At 49.2% G+C, this 26,057-nt stretch carries 18 protein-coding genes and 1 pseudogene; 6 read left to right on the top strand and 13 right to left on the bottom strand.

The genetic code is table 11. The features are described 5' to 3' along the window. Positions 1-84: 84 nt before the first annotated feature. Positions 85-1,104, bottom strand: a complete 1,020-nt coding sequence (locus ACX9GV_RS17700; protein WP_473196394.1) for a putative 2-aminoethylphosphonate ABC transporter substrate-binding protein — start codon at positions 1,102-1,104, stop codon at positions 85-87. Between the two features lie 99 nt (positions 1,105-1,203). Continuing rightward, a complete protein-coding gene (gene phnR, locus ACX9GV_RS17695) occupies positions 1,204-1,911 on the bottom strand; it encodes a phosphonate utilization transcriptional regulator PhnR (protein WP_023492344.1) in 708 nt (235 codons plus the stop codon). A gap of 175 nt (positions 1,912-2,086) precedes the next feature. Between phnR and phnW the strand changes: the two genes are divergently transcribed. From phnW to phnX, 3 genes are read left to right on the top strand one after another with little or no spacing between them, the layout of a single operon-like run. Further along, positions 2,087-3,232: a 2-aminoethylphosphonate--pyruvate transaminase gene (phnW, locus tag ACX9GV_RS17690; protein ID WP_473196393.1), complete on the top strand. Its 1,146-nt coding sequence runs from the start codon at positions 2,087-2,089 to the stop codon at positions 3,230-3,232. Beyond that, a complete protein-coding gene (locus tag ACX9GV_RS17685; protein WP_473196392.1) occupies positions 3,229-4,623 on the top strand; it encodes an aspartate aminotransferase family protein in 1,395 nt (464 codons plus the stop codon). Before phnW ends, ACX9GV_RS17685 begins: the two co-directional genes overlap by 4 nt. Continuing rightward, positions 4,616-5,425, top strand: coding sequence for a phosphonoacetaldehyde hydrolase (phnX, locus tag ACX9GV_RS17680; protein ID WP_473196391.1), 810 nt, complete (start codon positions 4,616-4,618; stop codon positions 5,423-5,425). The genes ACX9GV_RS17685 and phnX overlap by 8 nt, the downstream gene beginning before the upstream one ends. Before the next feature lie 435 nt (positions 5,426-5,860). On the opposite strand, the gene ACX9GV_RS17675 is transcribed toward phnX, so the two are convergent. Next, the gene (locus tag ACX9GV_RS17675) at positions 5,861-6,151 is read right to left on the bottom strand and encodes a type II toxin-antitoxin system RelE family toxin (RefSeq protein ID WP_473196390.1); all 291 of its coding nucleotides are present in this window, start codon (positions 6,149-6,151) and stop codon (positions 5,861-5,863) included. After that, a complete protein-coding gene (locus ACX9GV_RS17670) occupies positions 6,141-6,395 on the bottom strand; it encodes a type II toxin-antitoxin system RelB/DinJ family antitoxin (RefSeq protein ID WP_473196389.1) in 255 nt (84 codons plus the stop codon). The genes ACX9GV_RS17675 and ACX9GV_RS17670 overlap by 11 nt, the downstream gene beginning before the upstream one ends. A gap of 360 nt (positions 6,396-6,755) precedes the next feature. Here ACX9GV_RS17670 and ACX9GV_RS17665 point away from each other — a divergent pair, with 360 nt between their 5' ends. Further along, entirely contained in the window at positions 6,756-7,322 is a 567-nt protein-coding gene (locus tag ACX9GV_RS17665; RefSeq protein WP_473196388.1) for a hypothetical protein, read from the top strand. A gap of 87 nt (positions 7,323-7,409) precedes the next feature. On the opposite strand, the gene ACX9GV_RS17660 is transcribed toward ACX9GV_RS17665, so the two are convergent. Then, positions 7,410-7,949 (bottom strand): DUF2058 domain-containing protein, encoded by a 540-nt coding sequence (locus ACX9GV_RS17660; protein WP_023492844.1) that lies wholly within the window; start codon positions 7,947-7,949, stop codon positions 7,410-7,412. A gap of 574 nt (positions 7,950-8,523) precedes the next feature. On the opposite strand from ACX9GV_RS17660, the gene ACX9GV_RS17655 reads away from it, so the two are divergent. Further along, positions 8,524-9,969: a DASS family sodium-coupled anion symporter gene (locus tag ACX9GV_RS17655; protein WP_473196387.1), complete on the top strand. Its 1,446-nt coding sequence runs from the start codon at positions 8,524-8,526 to the stop codon at positions 9,967-9,969. A gap of 118 nt (positions 9,970-10,087) precedes the next feature. On the opposite strand, the gene ACX9GV_RS17650 is transcribed toward ACX9GV_RS17655, so the two are convergent. The 8 genes and pseudogenes from ACX9GV_RS17650 to ACX9GV_RS17615 all read right to left on the bottom strand — a co-directional run. Continuing rightward, positions 10,088-10,864, bottom strand: a complete 777-nt coding sequence (locus tag ACX9GV_RS17650; protein WP_473196386.1) for an ABC transporter permease — start codon at positions 10,862-10,864, stop codon at positions 10,088-10,090. Then, entirely contained in the window at positions 10,861-11,796 is a 936-nt protein-coding gene (locus ACX9GV_RS17645) for an ABC transporter ATP-binding protein (protein ID WP_037384803.1), read from the bottom strand. Before ACX9GV_RS17645 ends, ACX9GV_RS17650 begins: the two co-directional genes overlap by 4 nt. Continuing rightward, positions 11,793-12,953, bottom strand: a complete 1,161-nt coding sequence (locus ACX9GV_RS17640) for an ABC transporter permease (protein ID WP_473196385.1) — start codon at positions 12,951-12,953, stop codon at positions 11,793-11,795. The genes ACX9GV_RS17645 and ACX9GV_RS17640 overlap by 4 nt, the downstream gene beginning before the upstream one ends. Positions 12,954-12,999: 46 nt before the next feature. Next, the gene (gene osmF, locus ACX9GV_RS17635; protein ID WP_473196384.1) at positions 13,000-13,932 is read right to left on the bottom strand and encodes a glycine betaine ABC transporter substrate-binding protein OsmF; all 933 of its coding nucleotides are present in this window, start codon (positions 13,930-13,932) and stop codon (positions 13,000-13,002) included. Positions 13,933-14,423: 491 nt separating this feature from the next. Then, positions 14,424-21,317 (bottom strand): autotransporter outer membrane beta-barrel domain-containing protein, encoded by a 6,894-nt coding sequence (locus ACX9GV_RS17630; protein ID WP_473196383.1) that lies wholly within the window; start codon positions 21,315-21,317, stop codon positions 14,424-14,426. Positions 21,318-21,466: 149 nt separating this feature from the next. Then, entirely contained in the window at positions 21,467-22,564 is a 1,098-nt protein-coding gene (locus ACX9GV_RS17625; protein WP_473195483.1) for an ISAs1 family transposase, read from the bottom strand. A 52-nt stretch (positions 22,565-22,616) separates the two neighbouring features. Then, on the bottom strand, positions 22,617-24,368 hold the full coding sequence (locus ACX9GV_RS17620; protein WP_473198079.1) for a beta strand repeat-containing protein: 1,752 nt from the start codon (positions 24,366-24,368) through the stop codon (positions 22,617-22,619). Positions 24,369-24,896: 528 nt separating this feature from the next. After that, positions 24,897-25,001 (bottom strand): annotated as a pseudogene (locus ACX9GV_RS17615) (ESPR domain-containing protein); the annotation flags it as partial. Positions 25,002-25,399: 398 nt separating this feature from the next. Between ACX9GV_RS17615 and ACX9GV_RS17610 the strand changes: the two are divergent. Continuing rightward, positions 25,400-25,867, top strand: coding sequence for a DUF6795 domain-containing protein (locus ACX9GV_RS17610; RefSeq protein ID WP_473196382.1), 468 nt, complete (start codon positions 25,400-25,402; stop codon positions 25,865-25,867). Positions 25,868-26,057 lie beyond the last annotated feature (190 nt).

Here is a 26,057-nt window from a genome sequence, read left to right as displayed (position 1 = left end):
GACAAGCTGATTAAGGCGCGACTAACCAAGGGGAAGATAACCAGCACAGACCGACGATGGTCAGCCTGTGCGGTAACAACCCACTTATTTTTTAGCTTCAGTCTTGCCAGAGAAGTTAGAGTTCCAGCGGGTCAGTATATTGTCACGCTCGCGGGCCGCCCAGGCAAAATCATTCTTGATCATCTGGCTGTTGATATCAGCCGGGTAACCTGGCCGAGCTTGTGCCACCTGTGGGATGGCAACCACAGCGAACGACTTGTTATACAGCCTGTTAGCCTGTTCTGTTGCCGCGAAATCCAGCAACTGCTGCGCGGCTTGCAACTTGCTGGTGCCTTTGATGATAGCGGCGGCTTCCATATCCCAACCAGAGCCTTCTTTGGGGAAGATCACTTCAATGGGGGCACCTTTAGCCTTAAGGCTTGCAGCAGGGAAATCAAACGAGATACCGACCACCGTTTCACCGCTGGCCGCCAGTTTACAAGGCGCTGAACCTGAATGGGTATAACGGCTGATATTCTGGTGCAGGTCATTCATAAACTGCCAGCCTTGCTGTTCCCCCATGGTCTGTAACCAACCTGCGACGCTCAGGAAGCCAGTACCCGAAGAGCTGGGATTAGGCATGATCACTTTACCCTTGTAGATAGGCTTAGTGAGGTCAGCCCAACTTGCTGGGGCAGGGATCCCTTGTTTTTTAGCCTCTACCTCGTTAAAGCAAATGGCGCTGAAAAAGGCATCCAGCCCAACCCAGTGAGGTTGTGCCTTGTCGTCACGGAAACGGCTATCCAGTTTCTCCAACCCTTTAGGGGCGTACCCTGCCAGCATTTGCTGTTGATCGAGTTGCATCAGGCTGGTGGCGGCCAGCCCCCATACTGCGTCGGCTTTAGGTTGCGCTTTTTCTGCCAACAGGCGCGCCGTAACCACCCCAGTAGAATCGCGCACCCACTTAATATTTATATCCGGGTGTTGCTGCTCGAAAGCGCTTTTTAATTCAGCCAGTTGCTCGGGCTCGAAGGCGGTATACACGGTCAGATCGGTATTAGCCACTGCCGGTGCAGCGATACCGGCAATTAGCGAGGTGATGAGCAAAGAAGTTATCGGTTTCATTTTTTCTCCAGCAAAATTGGTATAAACCAGATGATATGGGAGAAAGACTAGGGGATCTTTATGACACCCCCGTGACGTCAATATGACAACTTGATGCGTTTAATCTTGGGTATCCACCTCAATTTCCAGGCTGTCGTGACGCCAATACTCCAGGTCAAAATCCAGTACCTGCCCATGCTGATCGAAGTTAAGTCTCTCCAAGCGAAGTGCCGGTAGCCCCGCCGTGGCCCCTAAATGGCTGGCAACCTCATCCGGTAGCGCCGTGGGGTAAAAGGTCACCTGCATACGGGCGTAATGTAACCCGTAATGGCTCTGGTAAAGCTCAGTCAAGCTGCCATTAAGGTTGAGATCTAACAGGCCCGGTACGCGTTCAGGCAGGCAATAGTTCTCGCAATAACAGATTGCCCGCTCATTGGCAAAACGCAGCCGCTTGAGCAGGAAGATACTGTCAAATGGCTTGAGTAACAGCCGATTAAGCAGAAACGGTGGAACAGCTTTACGGCCCTTTTCCAGCAATTCGGTGCGCGGTTCACCGCCCTGTTCACGCACTATCTGGTGAAAATTGGAGGTATGCCGTGGTTTGAGTTGAAAGCGCGGTGGTGTGACGAACCAGCCCCGGCGGTCTTCCCGATAAATAAGGCCATTAGCCTCCAACTGGACTAATGCTTCGCGGATGGTCACCCGGGTGGTGCCATAGAGTTCGCACAACAACCGCTCCGAGGGGAGGCGGTCATTGGCTACCAATCCCCCGGCCTGGATCTGGGTGATAAGAGCATCTTTGATTTGCAGGTATTGCGGTTTCGTCATGATGAACCTTGGTGTTGGTCAAGACCAGTAATAATCAATAAAGCTGGAGCAGAGAGCTTATCTCATCAAGGGCGTGAAACATGAATTTTTTGTTGCACGATAGGCCCCCCCTTTGACCTGGTCGAATAAGTTGCTCACAATGGCTTTATTCTGGTCTATACCAAAAGAGAGCGTAATGATGACCCATATTCCCCCTAGCCAAGAGGCTGTCGATTATCTGTTGTTGACCCCGGGCCCTCTTTCCACCACGGCTTCCGTGCGAGCGGCGATGTTACAAGACAGCTGTACCTGGGATGCTGACTATAATCTTGGCGTGGTGGAACCCATCCGCCGTGAACTGGTGTGCCTGGCAACCAGCCCGGAATTTGCCAACGATTACAGCGCGGTATTACTGCAAGGCAGTGGCAGCTATGTGGTAGAGAGCGTACTGGGGTCCGCATTGGGTGCTGATGACTGCGTGCTGATTGTCAACAACGGAGCCTACGGTGCCCGGATGGTGGAGATGGCTCAATGTCTGGGGCTGAACCATCGGGTGCTGGATTGTGGTGAAACCGCCCGCCCAGAGGTGCAGGATTTGGAGGAACTGTTGATAAGGCACCCTGAAATCAGCCATCTGGCCATGGTTCACTGCGAAACCACCACCGGTATGTTGAACCCCTTGGAACAGGTCGCCAGCCTCTGTCAACGCCATGGGATCCGCCTGATCCTCGATGCAATGAGCAGCTTTGGCGGCATTCCTTTTGATATCGGCCATCTTGGTGTCGAGTTTCTTATCAGCTCAGCCAACAAGTGCATTCAGGGCGTACCCGGTTTTGGTTTTGTTATTGCCCGTCGCGCCGCCTTGGCCGCTTGTGCCGGTAAAGCCCGTTCAGTCTCTCTTGACCTTCATGCCCAGTGGCAAACCATGGAACAACAGGGGGGAAAATGGCGTTTTACCTCCCCGACCCATACAGTATTAGCCTTTGCCCAGGCGTTGCGCGAGTTGGATGAAGAAGGCGGCGTCAGCGCACGCTATCAACGTTATCAGGAAAACCAACACACGTTGGTAGCCGGAATGCAGGCGCTCGGTTTTGAACCGTTGTTGCCCAAGGAGTGGCAATCTCCGATTATCACCGCCTTCTATTCCCCGGCTCATCCCGATTACCGTTTTGTCGATTTTTACCAGCGCCTCAAAGCACAGGGGTTTGTGATCTATCCAGGCAAAGTCTCGAAAGCGGATTGTTTTCGCATCGGCAATATCGGCAATGTCACCCCACAGCAAATTCAGCAGTTATTGGCGGCGATACAGCAAGCCAGCTACTGGCTGGAAGCCAACGCATGAAACACCCGTTGATACTACCCGCTGGTGGGGCGGACACGGAAGGGGATATCAACCAAAGTGCGGCCCGGGAGCAGTGGTGGGCCGAACAAAGCGCAGCCACTCAAGAGTCCCTGGCTGAAGATAGCCGCTACTTTCTCCATCAGGCGCTATCAACGCCCTGCCTTGATGTGCTGACGGCTGCTGAAGGCGCGCTCCTCACCAGCCAGTCAGGTAAGCAATATCTTGATTTTCATGGTAACAACGTGCACCAACTTGGGCACGGCCACCCCAAGGTGGTGAAACGGGTACAACAGCAACTGGCATCACTGCCATTTGTGCCACGGCGTTATACTCACCCTATCGCTATCGAGTGCGCCCGCACCCTCGCTGAATTGGCCCCTGGTGACCTTAACCGGGTGCTGTTTGCCCCTGGTGGCAGCGAAGTGGTGGGGATAGCCCTCAAACTGGCCCGCTTTATTACCGGCAACAGCAAAGTGGTTTCTTTGTGGGATGCGTTCCACGGTGCCTCCCTTGATGCTATTGCCGTCGGCGGAGAGGCCTGCTTCCGTGCTGGCATGGGGCCGCTGATGGCGGGAGTGGAGCGTATTCCACCGCCGACTCGCTATCGCGGGGTTTGGTATCGTGGCGAAGGGGAAGACCTGCACTACGCCGATTACCTTGAATATGTGATTGAAAAAGAGGGCGGGATCGGTGCCTTTATTGCCGAACCTATCCGCAATACCGATGTACAGGTGCCCTCCAAGGCGTATTGGCAACGCATCCGCGAGATTTGCGATCGCCATGGTGTGTTGTTGATTGTTGATGAGATCCCCAACGCCCTGGGGCGCACCGGGCACTGGTTCAGCTTCGAACACTTTGGTATTGAGCCTGATATCATCTGCCTGGGGAAGGGATTAGGCGGGGGCATCGTGCCCTTTGCTGCCTTGATCACCCGTGATCGTTTCAATCAGGCGGCGGCGATTTCCCTGGGTCACTATACCCATGAGAAAAGCCCCATCGGTTGTGCTGCGGCCTTGGCGACCATTGAGGTGATCCGCGAGGAACAGCTTCTCGCCAAAGTGGTTGCCGATGGGGACTTTATGGCAGATGAGTTAGCCAAGTTGGCTCACCGTCACCCGCTGATCGGTCAAGTACGGGGGACCGGCCTGCTGTGGGCGCTTGACCTGGTGCGTAACCAGCAAAGCCGTGAACGAGCAACCAAAGAGGCAGAACAACTGCTCTATCGTTGCTTGTCACTTGGGCTCAGTTTCAAAGTTTCGCAGGGCAATGTGATCCAACTGTCACCACCGCTCACCATTAGCCGCGCCGAACTTGCGCGTGCCATTGCTATTCTTGATCTGGCATTGAGCCAGGTTGAAACCACCGTTGAACAGGAGTATTCCCATGTCTGATGTACAAGCACTGATCCTGGATTGGGCGGGCACCGTGGTCGATTTCGGTTCCTTTGCCCCTACCTCCATCTTTGTTGAAGCCTTTTCCCGCGCCTATGATTTCCCGGTGAGCCTGGATGAAGCCCGTCAGCCGATGGGACTAGCAAAACGCGCTCATATTACCGCTTTAGGGCGTTTGCCATCGGTAGATAGCCGCTGGCAGGAACGTTTTGGTCACCCGATGAGTGACCAAGAGGTGGAGCACCTCTATCGCACCTTTATGCCGCTGCAAATTGAGGCAGTGACCAATTTTGCCACGCCTATTGCCGGGGTATTACCGGTGCTGGCGATGTTGCAACAACAGGGGATGCGCATCGGTTCTTGCTCTGGCTACCCGCGGCAAGTGATGGAGGCACTGGTCCCTGCTGCCGCAGAACAGGGATATAAGCCAGATTATTGGGTGGCAAGCGACGACCTGAAAGCCGGCGGTCGCCCTGGCCCCTGGATGGCACTTGCCAACGTGATTGAGCTGGGTATTGATGGCGTGCATCGTTGCATCAAGGTGGATGATTCTGTACCGGGTATTACCGAAGGGCTCAACGCTGGTATGTGGACCGTAGGGCTGGCGGTTTCCGGCAATGAGTTTGGCGCCACTTGGGAGGAATATCAGGCCATGAGTGAACAGGCGATCACCGCCCGGCGAGAACCAGCCAAGGCGAAGCTGCAACAAGCAGGCGCACACTATGTTATCGACACCTTGGCAGATATTTTGCCAGTGATTGCCGATATCAATAGTCGCTTGCAAAAAGGTGAGCGGCCTTAAGCAAGGCTTTTATTAATATCAGGGAGTGATGATTTTGGCGTTTGAGGGGGGCTTGCACTTCCTCGGACAAAAATATCACCTTGGTTTTATGGTGTTTTTCAGTTGTTCGGTAAAACCGAATAACTGAATTTCCCATCAATTCACCTTTTATCACGCTATTCTTTATTTTTCGCTGATAATCGTTTTAGTTTTGCCATATAGCTCGCAGGCCATTGTCAGGGATAATCACGGGGTAATGCTTTCAAAGCGGCGTTTAACGCGTACTTTTTTATCGTCGCTAGCAAACATGACCAATCCATCCGTTGTGGATTGCGTTAAATGTTTATCTGTCATGCCGCAGCCACTTTAATCTAACTTACAATTTCCTATCCGCTTAGTATGCCAAAAATCCACATTGAAACTCATTACGAACCGCGAGACGGGTACACATTTTTATCATCGGCTACGCATGACAGCAGTGGTGTAAGCCTTCTCATCTTCTCGCTTGCCAATGGCTATAATCCAGATCACAATTTCGTTATCAATTACCTGATAAATTAAACGATAACCCGATGCACGCAGCTTAATTTTATAACAGTTAGCAAGATCACCATGTAAGCGCGCAGACACTATATGGGGATTAGTCTGTAGTTTTCGTAACTTTTTTTTGAACTGTTCACGGATAGTTTTATCGAGTTTATGCCACTCCCTTAATGCACGTTCGTCAAACTCGATATTAAATATCATCAAGATCTACCCTTATACGTTTGGTTGGAGTTTTCAAGCGTTCACGAACCACGGCCAGAATATCGGCATCTTCATCTTGCTCACCCACTATCACAGACACCTCAGCAAACGGCAGCTTTTCATGCTCAGCGACATAACGCAGAAATAACCGTAATGCATCGGATGGGGAAAGGTTAAGTTTTTCAAACACATAATATGCATTCCTTTTTAATTCCTCATCTACACGGATTTGTATGGTGCTCATTTTTTTTCCTCTTTCATTACAAATGTAATGCATTATACTGCACTACATTTGTAGTGCAATCATTCTACATATTGCAGTTGATATTTTTTTCAATCGCTGGCAGTTGTTCGGCTTTACCGAACAACTGAATTTTCGACCAACTCACCGACTGGGGAGTGCATGAAGTGTTCTGCTGTAAGGTGCTGTTAAATCTGACAGTCAGTTAAGAGCGAGGAGCGGGTTTTTCTGCCTTCTGGTGTAAAGTCTATGGTCATAACCATGAAACCTATTTGATTTTGTTCTGTTTGGATCATCTTCAAATCAGTTGAGCATCCGTTTACACTCTGCCTGTATGATAAAAATAATTATGAGGGTATTACTTTGCGATATAGCGCTAGATTCTTAGACAAAGATCAGGATGAGTGGGACCATGAATATTCGCTTTCTGAAGTTGATGTTAATCCCTTTCCCCTTCGTGCTGATGAAAGAGCAAGAGTGCTGGTCTATGAAAATAATGTCCCCATTATGTTGCTGCATGTTTTTATTGAAATTGATAAAGAGGGTTGTCTTTTAGATAGTTGTTTCAGCGGGCTTTTATGCAATGAGCAATATTTGGCTATTATGCTAGGCCAACATATCCATATTTTTGAAATAGCATCCCAAAAATTCAGAAGCTTATACCTTAATGATTTTGTTTGGCATATCTATTCTGTTCCAGACTGTTTAAACATTAAACTTAGTGAAAACTTCTTGGTGACAACGTTCTGTTATGTTTTTTTAGTTAATGTTGTAGACGGTATTATTTGGAAATCACAAATGTGTGGTATCGACGGGGTGATAATTGGCAATATAAGTGATGGTATTATTTACGGTGATGGCGAATGGGACCCTCCAGGTGGTTGGTTGCCCTTTAGCCTTTCCTTAAATAGTGGTGAGTTTATACCCTGATAGTTCAAGAAAAGTAGTAACCTTATGAAAAATAAAGTTAATGAAAAGCCCCTTGGGGCTTTTCACCATCCGCATCCACAAAATTAATTACCACATTAAATCGTCGGGTACTTTAAAATCGGCATACGGATCGTCTTCATCTTGCTCTTCCTGACTTAGCGCACTGTTTAATACAATACTGTTGGCATCTCGCTGCGCAATTTTATCAGCGACGCTGGCGGGGATGATGGCGTATTCACTGCCACCACTGCTATCAACCACCAAACGAGCAATGGCGAGGCGGCCATTGATCAACTGAGCTTGGGTTGGCTTATCCACTGCCACTTTTTTAATCAAATTATTATCTGTGAAGTTGAAATCAATATCGCCTTTTGAAATGACGATTCTGTTCATTTCAATCAGTTGCTTCACCTGAGCTTTATATTCTTTCGACAACGCAGCTTGTTTTTGTTGTTCGCTAAGCTGTTTATCACGCTCAAGTTGTGCTTTTTTGTTTTCTTCTACCGCTTCTCTTGCCTCACGAGCCTGAACTCGTGACTTTTTAGCTGTTCTTTGGACTTTGGCCACTTTTTTGCTGGTCACTAATCCCGCTTTTAGCAACTGCTCTTGTAAGGTGAGCTTTGTCATCTTGGTTTCCAAATTCGTTGAATAATTTGTGCGATTATATACCCAAGCTCAATGAAGTTGCAGGACAAAACGCATCGCGTTTTGAACACTGCCTGCGGCTTACCCCAAGGAGCGGGGCTCTGACGGATGGAGTTAGGTGGCGGGGGAAGCGCAAGCTGGTCAGGAACGGATTTGACCACGGCTTGACCACGTCACCTGCATGCACAAAGCTTTTTCGCACCAGGGCAAGAAAAGCATTTACCTTTTGCTTTACCGAACCCTGGCTTCCCTCAACTGACCGATGCCATCACTGCAATGCATAACCAGAATGGTGAACTGGCCCAGTTGGTGATCGGAAAGTGATATTCTGGACAAGTTGCTATCTGACAGCAGAGATGAGAAGAAAGCATAAGATCGCCCTCCGGTTTATTCTCTTTGTTAAGAGCCTTGATATATGACGGGTATAAAATAATAAAATCAAAAAATAGAACCATATATATTTTTATATTATTTCCTGCCGCAAGTCATACTTGCTAGGTTATTAACTGAGTAGAAAAATAAATGCTGCGCTATTGTAACAAATAGGAGTGTTATTATGGTAAGTAATGTTAAATGGTTGCCTTTAACTATCATCATCGTTCTGGCATTAATATTCTGGAATATCGCGCCACCTGAAGGGCTGAAGTTGGCCGCCTGGCATTCTCTGGTATTATTTGTTGCTACGATCATCAGCATTGTTATTAATGTGCTACCGATTGGTGCTGTTGGCATCATTGCGATCACCGTTTATGTTGTCCTCAATGCCGGTGGAGATGCCACCGCCGCCGATGCGATTAAAACCGGCTTAAGAAATATGAATAACTCAACAATCTGGTTGATTGTTGTGGCGTTTCTTATCGCGCGAGGATTCATTAAAACCGGCCTTGGGCGTAGAATTTCCCTGATACTGATTACCCTGTTAGGGAAAAGAACCTTAGGCTTAGCTTATGGTTTGGCATTGGCTGACTTGATTCTGGCTCCTGCTATGCCGAGCAATACGGCTCGTTGTGGTGGGGTTCTTTATCCCGTCGCAGACTCATTGGCACGTAGCTTTGAATCCCGGCCAGATGATGCTTCACGTAAAAAAATAGGCACTTTTCTGGTGACTTGCATGGGGAATATCAACGATGTTACTTCCGCCATGTTTATGACTGCCTTTACCGGTAACTTATTGATTGTAAAACTAGCCGCGAATGAAAATATTACTTTGACCTGGACCGGTTGGTTAGTGGCTGCGGTGGTCCCTTGCCTGGTTTCTTTTATCCTTATCCCGCTGGTTATCTACTTTTTTACTGCCAGACCCGAAATTAAACACACGCCTGATGCTCCAAAGTTGGCTAAACAACAGCTGGCAGAAATGGGGGGAATGTCAAAACCAGAGTGGATGATGGCAGGCACGGTTGTTGTGTTGCTTGTTCTGTGGATTTTTTACAAAGTGTTAAACATCGACCCAACCACTGGGGCATTTATTGGTTTATCCCTGCTGTTACTGAGTGGTGTATTAAGCTGGAAAGATGTGATTTCTGAAAAAGGGGCTTGGGATACGTTGATCTGGTTTGCTGCGCTATTAATGATGGCAGATCAATTGAAAGACTTGGGCTTTATGTCATGGTTTGGCAACACGGTCGGCCAGGAAGTGAGCGGCCTGGCAGGTAACAGTAACTGGATAGTGCTATTGGTGGTATTGAATGCGGTGTATCTGTATGCACACTATTTCTTTGCTAGCGGGAATGCGCAAATTGTCGCGCTATACTCAGTTTTCCTCACGTTAGGTATCCAACTGGGGATCCCAAGTATGCCAATGGCTCTGATGTTGGCATTTTCCAGTAGCTTCTCATGCTCTTTGACACAATACACCCATGCACGCGGGCCAATTTTATTTGCCCCTGGCTATGTTCCCACCGCCACCTGGTGGAGTACCGGGTTTGTTTGTAGCGTGGTCAATCAGGTGGTGTTGTTAACTGTCGGTCTGGCATGGTGGAAGATTTTGGGCCTTTACTAACGTAATCTATGGCTTCTCCTCCTTGAATGAGGGGAGCCTGTCTGTTGACCTTACTGACCGTACCAGCACCTGGTGGAACCCTGCGTACATTGGCAAAGATACCTGCATCATGTTTTCCTTACTCGGCAGCAGAAACCGTTAGAGTCTGTTGACTCCAGGCGGTGAGATGTCGCACCCAGCGCTCAAACAGCATATCGGTGATGATCGCCAATAGGGCTACCACCACGGCACCCTGGATCACATAGGCAGTATTAAAGCCGCTAAGGCCAATAATAATCGGCGAACCAAGCGTTTTAGTGCCAACGGTGGAGGCGATCGCCGCCGTGCCGATATTAATGATCACCGAAGTGCGGATACCGGCAACAATCACCGGAGCCGCCAGGGGGAGTTCAACACGCCACAGGATCTGCCTAGCACTCATCCCGACTCCTTGCGCAATTTCGCGGATGGCACTGGGTACCGATTCAATGCCCGCCAACGTACCCTGCAGGATTGGCAACAAACCGTACAGTACCAGCGCAATAATTGCCGGTTTTTCGCTAAACCCCATAACCGGTACCGCGACCGCTAACACCGCAATCGGCGGAAAGGTCTGGCCAACCGCCACAACGGTCTCCACCAGCGAACGGAACTCTTTACCTGCACGGCGTGTCACGCCAACCCCAGCGGCCACACCAATCACCACAGCAATCATGCTGGAGACCGCCACTAACAACAGGTGTGCCCATACCAGTGAGATAAAACTGTCTTGCTGATATACAGGCCGATCCAGATCCGGGAACCAGGCGGCAAACAGACCCTGTAGATGATTCATGCCAAACACCAATGCCAGCAGCAGGGCAAAGGTCCAGGGCAGTGGATCGCGTAGCCAGCGCAAGACCGATGACAGGTTCATGACAATGCCTTTTGGCTAATCAAATCACTGAAATACAACACGCCAAGCGCCTCGCCTTGTTCGCCAATCACCGGTAAGCATTCACAGCCCCGGGCCACAAACACTGACAGTGCTTCGCGCAGACTCATGGCGGCGGTGATGGGTTCCCCTTCCGCATGGCCAGGGCGTACCCGCTTAGCCACGGTGCTCAACGACAAGAGTTTGATACCGCGATCGCTGCGGCCAAAGAAATCACGCACAAAATCGTTGGCCGGTACGGTTAATAGCTCCAGCGGTGTGCCCTGCTGCACAATGCGGCCTTGGTCGAGCAACACGATACGGTCCGCCAGGGCCAATGCTTCGTCAATATCATGAGTCACCAACACAATGGTGCGCCCGGAGAGATGATGAATACGTGAAATCTCGGTTTGCAACGCCGCACGTGTCACCGGATCAAGTGCGCCAAAGGGTTCATCCATCAACAACACCTCTGGGTCAGCAGCCAATGCGCGTGCAACCCCAACCCGCTGCTGCTGCCCACCGGAAAGCTGGTACGGATAACGATGACGGAACAAATCCGCTTCCAGATGTAACAGCTCCAGTAATTCAGTCACCCGATCGCGAATTCGTGCGCGTGGCCATTTCAGCAGTTGTGGCACCGTGGCAATATTTTCCTCCACTGTCCAATGCGGAAACAGACCAACCGACTGGATCGCATAACCCATTCGGCGGCGCAGATCCTGCGGTTTAAATTTCTGAATCTCTTCACCGGCAAAGAAAATTTTTCCCTGATCGTGTTCGATCAGTCGGTTGATCATTTTTAACGTTGTGGACTTGCCTGAACCAGAGGTGCCGATCAGTACGGCAAATTCACCCTTGGCAATCTGCAATGTAAGATCGTCCACCGCGGGCTTACCCTGAAAAATCTTGCTGACCTGATTAAACTGAATCATCGGCGTGACACTTCCAAAATTGAAACCATAAACTTGAACAGTGAATCGACGATTACCGCCATCACGATCACCGGAATAACCCCCAGCAGCACCAAATCCAGTGCGCTACTGAGCAGGCCCTGGAACACAATAGCGCCAAAACCTCCGGCACCAATCAGCGCCGCGACCACCGCCATGCCGACGGTCTGCACCGCAAGAATACGCACGCCGGTCAGGAACAACGGCAACGCCAGCGGTAACTGTACGCAGAAGAAAACCTGCCCACGCGTCATCCCCATGCCACAGGCGGATTCGATCACGCTGGCTGGCACAGTTTGCAACCCAGCGACAACACTGCGTACCAGCGGCAACAGGGCATACAGCACCAACGCAAAAATTGCCGGTGCCATACCAATGCCACTGATGCCATGTTCTGCCAGCCAAGGAAATGCTTTCGCCAAACCCGCCAAAGGCGCGATCAACAGGCCAAACAAGGCTATCGACGGAACTGTCTGGATAATATTCAGTGTGGAGAATATAGGCCTCTGCCAGCGTGCAGAGCGAAAACACAACACCCCGAGCGGCACACCAATCAATAATGTCGGCACCAGCGTCGCCAATAGGATCGTCAGGTGCTGTAACAGCGCGGCATCAAACACATCTTGCCGGTTGTAATACTCTTTCAACAATGAGAGTTGATCCAACTGATGGCTGAACAACAGCACCAGTGCAGGCAATATCACCAACAGGTTGCTGAGCATACGCCATAAATGGGAGGAGGTAATGCGAGCGATGGCGTCGGCAGCCATCAGCAGGCTCAGCGCTAGCATCAGCCAACAACCGCTCCCCAAGGAAGTGCGCGCCAGTTTGGAACCTTGTTGTGCCAACTGCAGGGCGGCATGGCCGCTTATCCACAAGGTGAGCGTCAGCAGCGTCGAAGCCGCCAGCACGGTTAATAACGCATTGCGCCTGAGCGGTGCCAATAGGCTGAGAGCCGCCAGTAGCAACAGGGGCGCCAACAGCCACAGCGGCGGACCGTGCAATAGGGACATCAGGGAAATACTTTTGCCTGATAACAGGCGATTGGGGGCATAACTGAGAAACGGCAGCCCAAATGCAGCCAGCAGCAACAGAATAAACAGTGTCAGTAATACGCGGTTTTTTACGGCAATAATCAAAGAAACTCTCCGGCTCCATGTCGGCCCCCATTGGGGGCCAGAGATGTTATCCCTTCACCAAACCTTTCTCTTTAAGGTAAGCCGCCGCAACCTGTTTGGCGTCCTGACCTTCCACCGCGATCTGCGCATTGAGTTTTTGCAGCGTCGGACCGTCCAGTGAAGCGAATACCGGTTTTAGTAATTCAGCGATGTTGGCATGCTGTTTAAGCGTTGCTTCACGAATAATCGGTGCTGGCGCGTAAATCGGCTGCACTCCCTTTGGATCTTCCAGCGTTTGCAGCCCCAGCGCTGCTACCGGGCCGTCGGTCCCGTAGGCCATCGCCGCGTTCACACCGGAGGTTTGCTCCGCCGCCGCCTTGATGGTCACCGCAGTATCACCACCGGCCAACGACAGCAACTGATCCTGGTTCAGCTTAAAGCCGTAGGCATCCTGGAACGCGGGTAGGGCATCCGAACGCTCGATGAATTCAGCTGATGCCGCCAGCTTGAACTTGCCGCCAGCGTTGATCCACTTGCCCAGATCGGCCATTGTTTTCAGATGATTGGCATCCGCCAGGTCCTGACGGATAGCAATGGTCCAGGTGTTATTGGCCGGCGCGGCATCCAACCAGACAATTTTGTTCTTGTCATAATCCAGCTTTTTCACTTTCTCAAAACCGGCCTGCGCATTTCTCCATGCAGGGTCTTTTTCATCAGAAAAGAAAAACGCACCGTTGCCGGTGTATTCCGGATAGATGTCAATTTCACCGGCAGTGATCGCGCCGCGCAACACTTTGGTGGTGCCAAGCTGTAACTTATTGGTGGTTTTAATGCCGTTAGATTCCAGCACCTGTACGATGATGTTACCGAGCAATGAGCCTTCGGTATCAATTTTAGAGCCAACGCGCACCGTATCGGCTGCTTGCGCCATACCAACGCTCGCGGCAAGCAAACCCAGCGCCAGAGCAAAGACACGACCACGTGAAGGGGTGATTAGCATACTTTTTCCTCTTGTTGTGTATTGTCCAGCTATTTGGCCAGAACGATTGAAAAATCTTGAGAAGCGCGCGTCCATCGCACTATAAATGTTTCCGTTGACCAGTACCTTTGGACAGAATACCCGGTATGCTCACAGCAGGGCGACCTTATTGTTTTATCTCTGAACCTACATCCTCAAAGCATCAACATCTCTGGCCTTCAGTGTCAGGATATTCCTGGTTGGCGTGTAAGATGTACTATCTTGCGTATCATCCTGCGTCATTTGGCAGATAATACTTTCTGAGCGAGGAAAGCCGACACACATGCAACTGGCAAGTATGACGGATATATCAGACTAATACAGCCCATTTTATACCAAAATGATCAGCCGGGTCAGGGAGTCTCCCCATGTGCTGGATGGGTTGCTGTATCACCTCATCAGGTCATAACAGGTGTGCGGTTCCCCGCACACCTGCCATCACATCAAGACATTAAAGAAAACAGATCAAGCCCTTAGAATTTATACCTCACCCCCAGCATCGCCGCTTTGTCATCATAACTCTGTTGCCCAATCTGGTTGGTCAGGCTACCCCAGACACTCAGGTTGTTGTTGACCTTACCTTCGACACCGAGTTTCACTTCAACCAGATGACGGCTGCCAGTCTGTTGCATCTCCATGCCATCCATCGTCACACCCGCCAGACGGGTGTTGTGGATCCAGTTCAGTTCCAGATAGCTGGTCAGGATCTGTGGATGCGCTTTATCCGCTCCTAATTGCGTATCGTTAGAGAACTTGGCACCCAAACGCGTTTGCAGATTATTCTGTCCACTCTGCTGTACCAACGTGCCGTTGTCCTCGGTGAGATCACTCATCTTCGCACCGTTGAGAGTGAGCTGGGCTTGCGGCGTGATATAGCCACTGTTGTCAGCCACCTGATAGACCTGGAACGGATAGCCCCCCTCCACCGACATGCTCACACCACGCAGGTGGTATTTTTCACTGGAGAGCAGATCACCGTTCACTGAACCTTCAAACCACTCGTACTGCAGCCAAGTGTGGACATAAGGGCTGTTATGTTTGACGGCATTCTGATACCAGGTGCCGTAGACACCGATACTGTAACCCGTCAGGCTGTTATCCGCCTTATAGGTCAGTGACGTGGCGTCGGTGGTACCGGTAGAGCGTGCATAACCGGCCATCACGCCTACACCCACGTAATCCTTACCCGTCAACTGGCCATCCCACACTTCGCCACCCAACTGGGTCACAAAGCGACTGCTGGTATTGGAGAGCTGCCCGCTGGCATCCTTGAATTTGTTGCGTGAGATAGATTGACGTAACCACAGGCTGGTATCCATATCGTCCGTGCCATTGGCGGTACTGCTGGCGCTCATGTCTTCCAGGCGGCTGTTAAACAGAGTATTGGCCGCCGCAATATTGGCGATATAGCCTCCCGCTTCTGGACGATAAGTCGGTTGGACATAGTTCGAGCGCAGATACCAGTTGCCATTGGTCGGGTCAGCCGTCGTGCCTTGATAGAGGAAATATTCCAAAGCTCCAGCTACCGCACGGCCATTGAGGGTAAAGGTAGCGGCAGAGGTGCCGCCAACACTGATGATTTCAATGCCGTTCGTGTTTTGTGCCCCTTGACCGCCGATATTATTCACCGCCACGGTCCCCGTTCCCGACGTGTCGCCCGCTATCACTAGTTTATCGGTGGGTGAGTTATCGCCGGCCAGGACGCTATCAAAGGTCAGGTTACCGCCTTGACCAATATAATCACCATTAACGGTGAGGGTGCCGTAATCAACGCCATTAGCACTGCGGCCTACCAGAACATTCCCCTCATTGGTAAGGTTACCAGTTACGGTGCCATCACCACCGAAGGTGCCATAGGTCTGTACAAAGACATCGCTATTTAATACCACCGGGCCACTTGCCGCAGGTAAGACTGCGCTCATGAGAGCTGGCTCAGTGCCAATGATCAAAGACCCTGCCTGCACCACGGTGGCATTGGCAGTCACAGTGCTGCTACCGATATATACCATGCCGTTACCTTGCTTGGTCACCACGCCCGTGCCGCTAATCGGCGTAGTCAAATTCCAGTAGCTCGTATTGCTCAGTATGAGATTGCCGTTATTGTTCACCGACGCCGCACCAAAGTTTTTAGCTTCGGTTGCCGTCATCGCATTGTCTGATTCCAGCGTGAAAGTACCGCTATAATTACTGTTATCATTCATTAACAGAACATCAGAGTTATTGGTCAGTAGCGTATTGCCAGAACCGGATAGCGGGTTATATAAACCACCAACGGCATCATCGAGATTTAAAGTGCCATCGACAATAATCGCACCAATACCCAGCGCTTTGGTTTCTTTCAATAACGCTGTAGCACCTGCGTTAATATCGGTGATACCGCGATAATCAGGGCTGTTGCTCGTCAGTGTTAATATTCCACCCGTGAGTACTAAGCCACCCTTGCCAGTCAACATGCCGTTACTTAATCCGCCATTGCCAACGGTTAGAGTACCTTCGCCCATATCCAGCAGCGCGTTGGCTTCTGTGTTCAGTGTGCCGACACTTTGTGTGTAGGTACTTAAATCAACTGTTGCGCCATTGCTAATACTTAAGTTGCCGGTATTACCCAGCGCGGAATTAGACCCTAGCTGTAAAATACCTGAACGCACCAAGGTAGCGCCGGTGTAGCTGTTGGTGTCATTAGACAACACGACGATGGAACCATCGTTAGGCGAGTTCACCGCCAAATCACCGGTACCGATAATTTGTGCAGTGAGTTCATTAGCCGCCGTGCCGTTATCCGCCAAAGCTCCTGTCAGTACTAAAGCGTCGTTAGCCGTTGTCAAAAGATCCAAGACAGACAGGCCATAATTCATATACAACCCATCCAGCGCTTCTCCCGTGGTCAAACCAAAACCAAAGGTGCCTATTGCTGCCACTGCGGTGCTATTGGGATTGAGAATTCCTTGCTTATAAGTGGAGGTAATGGGTGTATTGGTGCCATCAGTTAAGGTCAACTCTTGACCCGTTCCAGTTGCAGTACCTTGGATTAAACCCACTACGATCGCCCCGGTATCCAGGCTTAATACGCCAAGACCGGTAATATCAGGCTGCACATTTGCCGGTAGCGCCACGCTCACCGTACCGCCACCTGTGGTATTAATTGAGGTTGCATTGATGGTGCCAGCTGCAGTCAATTTTCCATTGTTGTCAATGAGTTGGTCATAAACCAGGGTGCCGCCATTAAAGGTTAACGCGCCGATGGATTGCGGTCCTGTTCCCACTGTGGTGGTGCTGCCTGTATCTAAGTTCAGCGTAGTGCTGGTATTGCCTGTGGTGTTATCACCAGAAAGCAGGAACTGGGTATTGAACAGGTTGACCGTACCCGTAAAGCCATTGCCGATATTCGCACCAAAACTAAATTGGTTATTGTTCGTGGTAACATTCATCACGCCCGTACCAATTAGCTGATTATCAAAAATAAAATTACCATTATTGTTGATATTCAAGGTGTCGCTGCCCGTCACGATATCGACGATGGTGGCAGTATTAAGCAAGTTAGCGCTATCGATATTGAGTGTTGAGCTGTTGTTGATACTGACCGTGCCGAGGAAAGTATTGGCATTAGTATTAATTAAATCCACGTTACTGCCTGATAACGCCCACGTCCCTGCACCACTGAGAACATTATTTAATGTGCCGGTTAATTGATTAAAGATTAAGGTGCTACCCGTTTCGATATCAACCGCACTCGCCCCCAGATTTTGGTTGTCACTGACACTCAAGGTGCTGGTACCGACAATATTGATCAGGCCATTTAACCCGCTGTTATTACCAGAGAGCGCCATATTGGCCGAGTTATTAATCAACACGGTGGAATCAGTCACTCCGGTCAACATGTTGGCAACTGTATCTGTCACTCCGCTGAAAATTAGCTGTGAAGTGTTCGTCAGCAAGTTCACTGTAGCCGCCGCATCACCCAAATTATTGGCAGCCGTTACCGTCAATGCACCGTCAGCATTAACGTTATGAGTACCTGCAAAAGTACTCGCGCCAGTCAATTGCACCGCGGCGTTAGTATTGATGACGCCAGCACCTCTAAACTGATTGGCAAAGGTATTCGCACCGTTGAAATTTAAGGTACCCCCCACATCCACCAGGCTGCTGACGCCAAGATTACCCGTACTGTTGAGTGTGACTGTGGCCCCAGAAGCAATATTGGTCGCGGCGGATAACGTATTATTATCAGCAGATAAGGTCAGTGTGCCTCCGGTGACATTCAGGGTACCGGCACCCGTTAATCCACCCACGGAATCGGAAGTACCGCCATTGCTTATGTTCAGCACACCTTGTGCGAGGTCAATGGTTCCCGAATTCGCCAATACTTTAAGATTTTGACTGTGCCTATCAAGATTCCAGGTAGCCCCGGTATTCACGGTCAAGGTTGACGTGCCACCAAGCACATTATCAGCGCCAGAGATCAGGTTGCCAGCACTGATGGTTGTCGCTCCCGAATAATCATTGTCGTTATTGGAAACCGTTAAAGGGCCGTTAGTGGCATCAAAAAAGATGTCACCCGTGCCGGTAATCAAAGCTGTGAGTTCCCGATTAGACGTAGGGTCAGTGCCTGTGGCAACTTTCAAGGCATTGGCGCCATTGAATACTAAATTCAACTCGGTTAAGCCGTAATTCAGATAAAGCCCTGCGGCACCGGAAGTGTCACTGTCCGTCAAGGCGTAGTTATAGGTTGCGATGGCAACGGTATCTGCTCCCTGAGTAATGTTCGCCGTCACCGCAGTACTCGAATCAATGGCAACCCCATTGATCTGTAAGGTGAGGTTACCTGCACCTACTGAAGGACTAGTAGCATTGATTAGCTTAGAGCCCACCACACCGCGGTTTTGATCGAGAATGGAAAGGCCTGTCGGTACAGGATTGACGTTATCCCATCCGAGCCCGGTATTGAGATTAATAGCGCCACCATTAGCCGTAAATGTACTTACATTTAACACACTTTCTGCTTCGGCTAAGGGCGCGCCAGCGGTAAAGGTCAGAACAGCGTCATTGTTGATTTCCAGATTCTGTATGCTGGGATTACTGGATACACTAGGCACGCCCACTGTAGTTACACTGCCCGAGTTAAGGGTTAGTGAAGCTCCAGCTAAAGTAGCTGCGTTGGTATCAGCCAAAGAGAATTGAGTATCTTGTAAAGTCACTGTGCCAGCAAAACCCGTACCAACGGTATTAGCAAAATCAAAAGCGCCATTGGCGGTATTGACGTTAACCGTACCTGTACCGAGCAATTCATTGCCAAGTGTGAAGGCACCCGTGGTGTTAATATTGAGCACGCTGTTGCTATTAGCAAGATTGAGCGCTGTTCCAGCATCCAAGGTCGTAACCTGATTCATGGTTAACACCGCCCCGTTATTAAGAACGATGTCGCCAGTGAGGCCAGAAACGCGGGTCGTATTATCCGACAAATCGATACTACTATTGGTTAATATCCAATTCCCTGCGCCAGTTAACGTGTTATTCAGCGTTGATAAAATGCCACTATTGTAACCATCAAAAATCAGCTGCCCGCCACTGGCAATGGCTACTGAACTTCCACCTAAATGCATGCTGTCGCTGGCAGTCAGGGTGCTGGTGCCGTCAATATTAAATAATCCTGCAAAACCTGAGTTATCGGTGCTTAATACCGTATTGGCGCTATTGATAACCTCCACGGATGAGCCCGTTACGCCCACAAGTGCCGCCGTTAATGAATCATTAAAGCCATTCAAGATCAGTTGAGCGCCACTATTGAGCAAATCAACAGTACTCGTACCTAAATTGTTAGCTTGAATGGCGGTCAGGCTACCGGGTGAAGTCACATTATAGAAACCAGTAAATCCGGTGTTATCAGCGGCCAACGTAATGGCAGCGTTGGCATTAACAGCGCCCGCGCCTGACAACACATTATCGAAGTTAGCGTCAGCGGCATTGAGATTCAAGGTGCCAGCAACACTAATCCCCCCTGAGCCCAAAGCGTCCGCGGCACTTAAGGTAACAGCAGCGCCTGTATTAATGTTCGTTTGTGCCGTGTAGCCATTATTCGCCGCTGAAACGGTAAAAAGACCATTTTGAACATTTAAGTTACCTGTGCCTACTAATCCGTTAACGCTGGATGAAGTACCGCCGTTAGTAAGAGTTAACGTACCACCAACAAGATCAAGGATGCCTGCATTCGTCAAAGAGCCTACTGTTTGCGTGAAACCGCCGAGGTTAACGATCGTGCCTGCTAATGTGATTAATGATGACGTATTGCCCAATGCACCATCAGCGCCAACATTCAATGTGCCTGAATCTACGCTAGTAGTACCTTGATAATTATTCGCACCATTATTCAAGGTAATGGGGCCACCTGTGGCATCAATAGCTAAGTTACCTGTACCTGTGAGTTGCGCGCTTAGCCCTGTGTCAGTGGCTCCTGCTGACGTTAATGTGAGGGTTTGCCCGTCCAAAATTTGCGATACAGATAATTGTTCATAAATACTTAATCCCAGATTACTGACCAAAGAAAAACTGAAGGTATTTAAAGCAACATTATTACCCCCTTGGAAATAAGCGACATCTCTGCCTGGAGCAAGAGTCGCACCGCTAAGGTCCGTCAGGGTAAAATTAGCCAACTGGGCTGGAGTCAGTGAATTTTGGCTACTTACCAGATCCATTAATACCCCAGTATCGAGGTCTAACAGGTTGCCTGAGGTTAACAATTGTGGGTCAGCTTGAATGGTAGAATTACCCGTGGTACTTAATGTGTTCGTAGTAATAAGAGCGCCGGTGGTAAAACGCAGCGCCCCGCCACCAAAGTTTAAATTACCAATATTGTAATTACCGGCGGACATGGTAATCACACTGCCCGAGTTATCACTTAATGTTGCATTCTGTAATACGGCACTATTAATGGGTGTTAAATCCAAAATGGTATTCGAAATATTGGCGGTTCCAGCAAAGGCGTTACCTACGCCAGCACCCGCACTAAAACCTGTACCCGCATTATCAATATTAAGGATACCGTTACCTGTCAGTGCATTATTGAAGGTGCCAGCGTTGGTTAAATTCAAAACACCATTTAACTCAATAGCAGCACTACCTAACTGGTTGCCCGGCGAAAGAACACTGTAGTCACTCGCATTTAATGTGCTACCGAGTTCAACATTCCATGTACCCACAAAAGTATTAGCACCGGTTAAGGTTACGTTAGCACCATTTAATAACTCAGTATTACCAACCCCGCCAATCACAGCGCTGAAATCACCATTATAATCAGCGCCAAATACCAGTTGATTTGTACCAATGCCTGACAAATTAATGGTGCCGGAAGTGACATTATTAGTATCACTCAAGATTAGCTGAGAGGCAGTATCCAAGTTAATCGCAGAGAAATTTTGTAATGACGTGGTGGGAGCCAATGCAATAACAGAATTAATTAAACTCAGCGTGTTAATTCCCGTGCCTGCATTCAGTCAGGGCGGGAGCACACTTTGCTTTTTATTTAACCAAAGAATAACTGGGCCCGATAATTGTCATCCCAACTTGCCTTTTTTAGCTTGTTTCTCTGACTCGGCGCACCACAATTGCTCTGCTTTATGATGTTCAGAACAAACCGCCGGAATAGCGCCATATTCTCGACCGCATCCTCCATCGCTATTCTGGAGGCATCTTCATTGAACACCACATCAAGAATGTAATGCTGGCTGTTCTCGATCCGCCAGTGTTGACGAATATAGTGCCCGAGCAGCTTGTGTTTGGGGGATAACGAGCTGACATAGTAGGCGGTCTCTACCGTTCCTTTTCCGTTGGCGCTACGGTGACGCTCAACGGCGATGATGCTGCGGATTGTCGGCCATTTCTCCGCCAGCTCAGGCGGTAGTCTTGATTTTAATTGAAAGACATAACGCTCTTCTTGGCGGCCATGACCACTCTCTTTGTGCTCGACGATTATCTTCTCTTTCTGTGCGTCAAAGAGTGCCTGAAATTGCGATTGAACGGCTTGATACAGCTTCGGTTGGTTCTTCTTTACCTGAACCACCACATGCGCCTTCTTCTCGCTAATTTTCTCCAGCGTCTCACGCTGACAATGCAGGGCATCAAGCGTCACAACGGCGCCTTTGAGCTCAAGAATTTCCAGCATTTCTTTGACCGTTTCGAGTTCCCCTTTCTTATTTGGGGTTGTTTTCTGGCTTAAAACCAAACCATTTTCGGTATCGTAGGCTGTAACCAGTTGCAGAGCTTCGGCGGCATTTCCGCGGTAGGAGCCGCGTAACACCTTGCCGTCAAAGGCAATTATGGGTTTGCCTTGATGGGTACGCTGTTCATTGACCCAGCAGAGCAACGCTTCAAGCAGGGTATCGATGACAATGCAGCGCAAAATGCGGGCAATGGTGTGACGGCGCGGGATACCGTTGGCAAAAGGTCGATACTGACGGAGCCAATCGGCCTTTGAATTGCCATAGGTCTCTATGTCCCGCCAGCCTTCGGCACCACTCATGATGGCACTGATGACAAGAAACATGACGTCAACAAGGTCATGTTTACGATTGATGTCAGAGCGAGTTTCTTCAACAAGGGTAAGGTGTTCAATCAATGTCATCGAGCGTGCCTCCTACATGGAGACGTGATTAGATCACAGACGATCTGCCCGTTCAAGTTTCATTAACAAAGTGCGATCCCGCCCTGGCATTCAGTAACCCCAGTTCTATTGGACTCACGAGGCTTGAATTATAAATATTGAAAAGATCATTGTCTGTCCCGGTTTGAATATCCGCAACGGTAGCGCCTTGATAAATATTAACGGTATTAATACCATTACCTAAATCAATCACATCATTGCTTACTGAACCCGTGTTAAGCGTTAACACATCATTACCCGCGCCACTGGTGAGGGCTGCTAATGTTCCATTATTGGTAATGGTGTTACCGATTCCCCCCATTGCAACGCTACCACTGACAAGGCCATTATTGGTTAAGGTTTGCGCTAGAGCGCCATTATCGTAACTGATGGCAGTGATTCCAATAAGAGAGGTATTAGGGCCGACAATTACGCTTTCCGAACCAGCAAGCGTGCCTGTGGTGGAGATACCTTTACTGCCACCCGCGATTGAATCAATGGTGAGATAAAAATTGGTTAAATCCAGTGCTGCGGTTGTGCGAAAACCAATACTGGCAGGATCCGTAAGATTGATGATGTTGGTTCCGGCGTTAAAATTATAACCCCCCGCCCCCCCCGCGAACGTGAACACAGGGCCAGCACCGTTGTTATTAATCGTGGTATTGCTGAGATTTACTGTCGCGGCACCACTCGCTTTAACAATCGCTTGTCCTGTGCCATTGATATTAAAGGTTGTTCCGTCAATAGAATGGGTTCGAGCACCTGTAGTGGAAGAGAAATTAATGCCGTTAGCGGCATTGGTGGTCGCAATAGTACCGCCGGTTAGATTGAGGATGGTATTGGCATCACTGAGCGTAATACCGTTGCCCGCGATAGCATTAATAATACCCCCCGTGCCAATCACATTCATGGTTTTACCAGCGGCCAGTGTTGACGTGAGGGTGATGCCCGAAATATTACTGGTGATCGTGCCCGCATTGGTGATATTCACGGTGCCCGCAGAAGCATTATCCGTCACGTTGATGCCCGTGGCTTTGACAATATTGCCCGCACTGTCATTCATAACCACAACATTGCCCGCTGAGCCTGTTGCGGTTTCACTGACATTAATCCCAGTACCTGCGCTAGGGGCACCAACACCAGTACCATCCGAAGAAATCAGTCCATTAGAACGGATATAGATATTACCCGTTCCACCCGCACCCGTTTTGCTGACATAAATACCGTTGTTGCTAGCGCCTGAGGCGACAATAAGACTGGATCCCGCCCCTAGGTTATAAATCACATCACCCGGAGAGGTAGGGCCATTATCAATCTTGGAACCGACAGTGCTGGATGCATTACTGATCACATCCCCCGCCAGATTATTCATAATAAGAGTAGCACCGGTACCAAATGTCCCTGCTCCAGTATTATAAGAGCCTATCTGCACACCGTTATTAGCCACCCCTAATGGGTTTTGCGCAGAAAATGCCATATTAACAATGGCACCATCATCAATCTGGTAACTGTAGGTTTTTCCTGTTCCTCCTTTGTCAGCAGGTCCATTAGTAAAAACACGGCCTGTGGCTGTTACGTTGGAAGTCCCATAAAAATGCATCAAACTATTAGCCGCATTACCCATACCCCAAAATATGGCTGGATATCCACCACTACCCAACCCAGCAACAGTACTTGTGCCGGTGAATTCCACCGTAGTCGCTAAAGCCAACTGGATAAAAGCAGCATAAGTGATACTTCCATTAAAATTAACCAGTCGCAACACACTGTTATTATTGGCAGGCAAAGATGTCCCACTATCATCACCAAGAGAAACTATTTTGCCATTTGGTATAGTTCCAAAATTATCAAGACTCACTGTAACGGCTGTTGTGGTATTAGTGACCGAGTAAAATATAGGACCGCCATTATTGGAGCTAATATTACCAAAATTTTGAAAAGTCAGATTGCCAGAATCCGTTGCCGCACCAGTGAATGCCTCAGCTGCATTAAAGGTAAAATTATTTCCCCCACCATCAATAACCAGGTTATGTCGATTATTAGTATTATTTAACAAAACAGGAATAGATGAAGGAATGACCAAGGGAGCGGTGATAAGTACTGTCGTTGGCGCATTTGTCGCACTATTATTGATTGCATTCGTTAATGCCAAAACGGTACCTACCTCAACGCAATTCGGATCTGCCGAGCATTGAATCGCTGTGATGGCATAGGCGTTTTGATAGATGGCCAGAGAGGAAAAAAGTGATAACGCGATAGCGCTATTTCTGAATAAGTTATTAGATTGAGTCCTTTTTTTATTACTTTGATGAGAGCAACTACTGTGGTTGGCTGTTTTCTGTTGACTCTTGGTAAGCTCACTGACAACAACCCAAACCTGTAATGCTGCACTCCATATGACTCTGTAGGACTTATTCATGTTTAATCCCTCTACTGATATTCTGGCAACCCATTGTTTTTAAAAAAATCACCATGTGGCATTAAAACGAGGCATAACGCAAATAAAAGAAAATCTCTATTAAAGCGTAGACTCTTTTCTTTATATTTCAACCAAGAGGAGAGATGCTGAATATTAAGTTAACGCTATGTTTTTAATGAAGGACGGGCCGGTCAGATAGACTTGTTCATTAAGCGTATCCTGCAGAAAATCGTAAAGGTTCGCCATAGTTGCTTGGGGAAGCAACAGTGTTTCTTGTTCAAAACGGCACTCAACGCGCACTTTTCCATCGCTGCATGAGTCTGTTTCGTGCATTGTGTCGCCCGCGTATACTGCTACCACGCAACAGGAAAATATCAGAACGCAAAAGGATTCGCGCCATGCCAGTTACCACATTCCGCATCACAAGCCTGGCCATCTTTGCTCTGCCATGGTTGCTTAGCGGCTGCGTTTACCATGATTACCCCACTCCGCAGATTGAGGGCACGTTGACTAACGCTGGAAAGCCGCTGGCCGGGGTAGCGGTTTCGTTAACTGAATTCGACCGCCAAATCGCCACGGTACAAACCGACAACAACGGACATTTTTCAATGACACCGCAGGGTAATTGGCATGTGTTTATTCCCGTAGGACCACAAGATCGCCTGAGTCACTGGTCGCTGACAACAACCGACCATAAGGGACAAGAAATTAGCATTTACAGCAGTCAACGCCTTGGCGGGGTTTTCTCGGGCTATTCAAGAAACGACCGAGTGAAACTGAGCTGCGAACTATCACCAGCAGGCGAGAAGAGTCGAAGCCAGGAAAGCACTCTATTCTGCGAACCCATTCCCGTTAACGACCCGTGATTACCGGGTGATACTGTTGCTGAGGAACAGCCAAGATGCTGGTGAAATCTAGGGGGATGGTATCGCCATCTTTCGGTGATAATTTCGTAATGGTTTATTTTATTGAGGTTTTTTTATTTTCCGGGGGAGGTAATTGGAGGCTACAGGAGTCGTCTTTGATAGCTATCTCTATTGAATTTACTTGGTTTTA

This window comes from Serratia sp. 25CWL12 (assembly GCF_055790885.1).
This window is presented reverse-complemented; position numbering and strand designations above follow the sequence as displayed.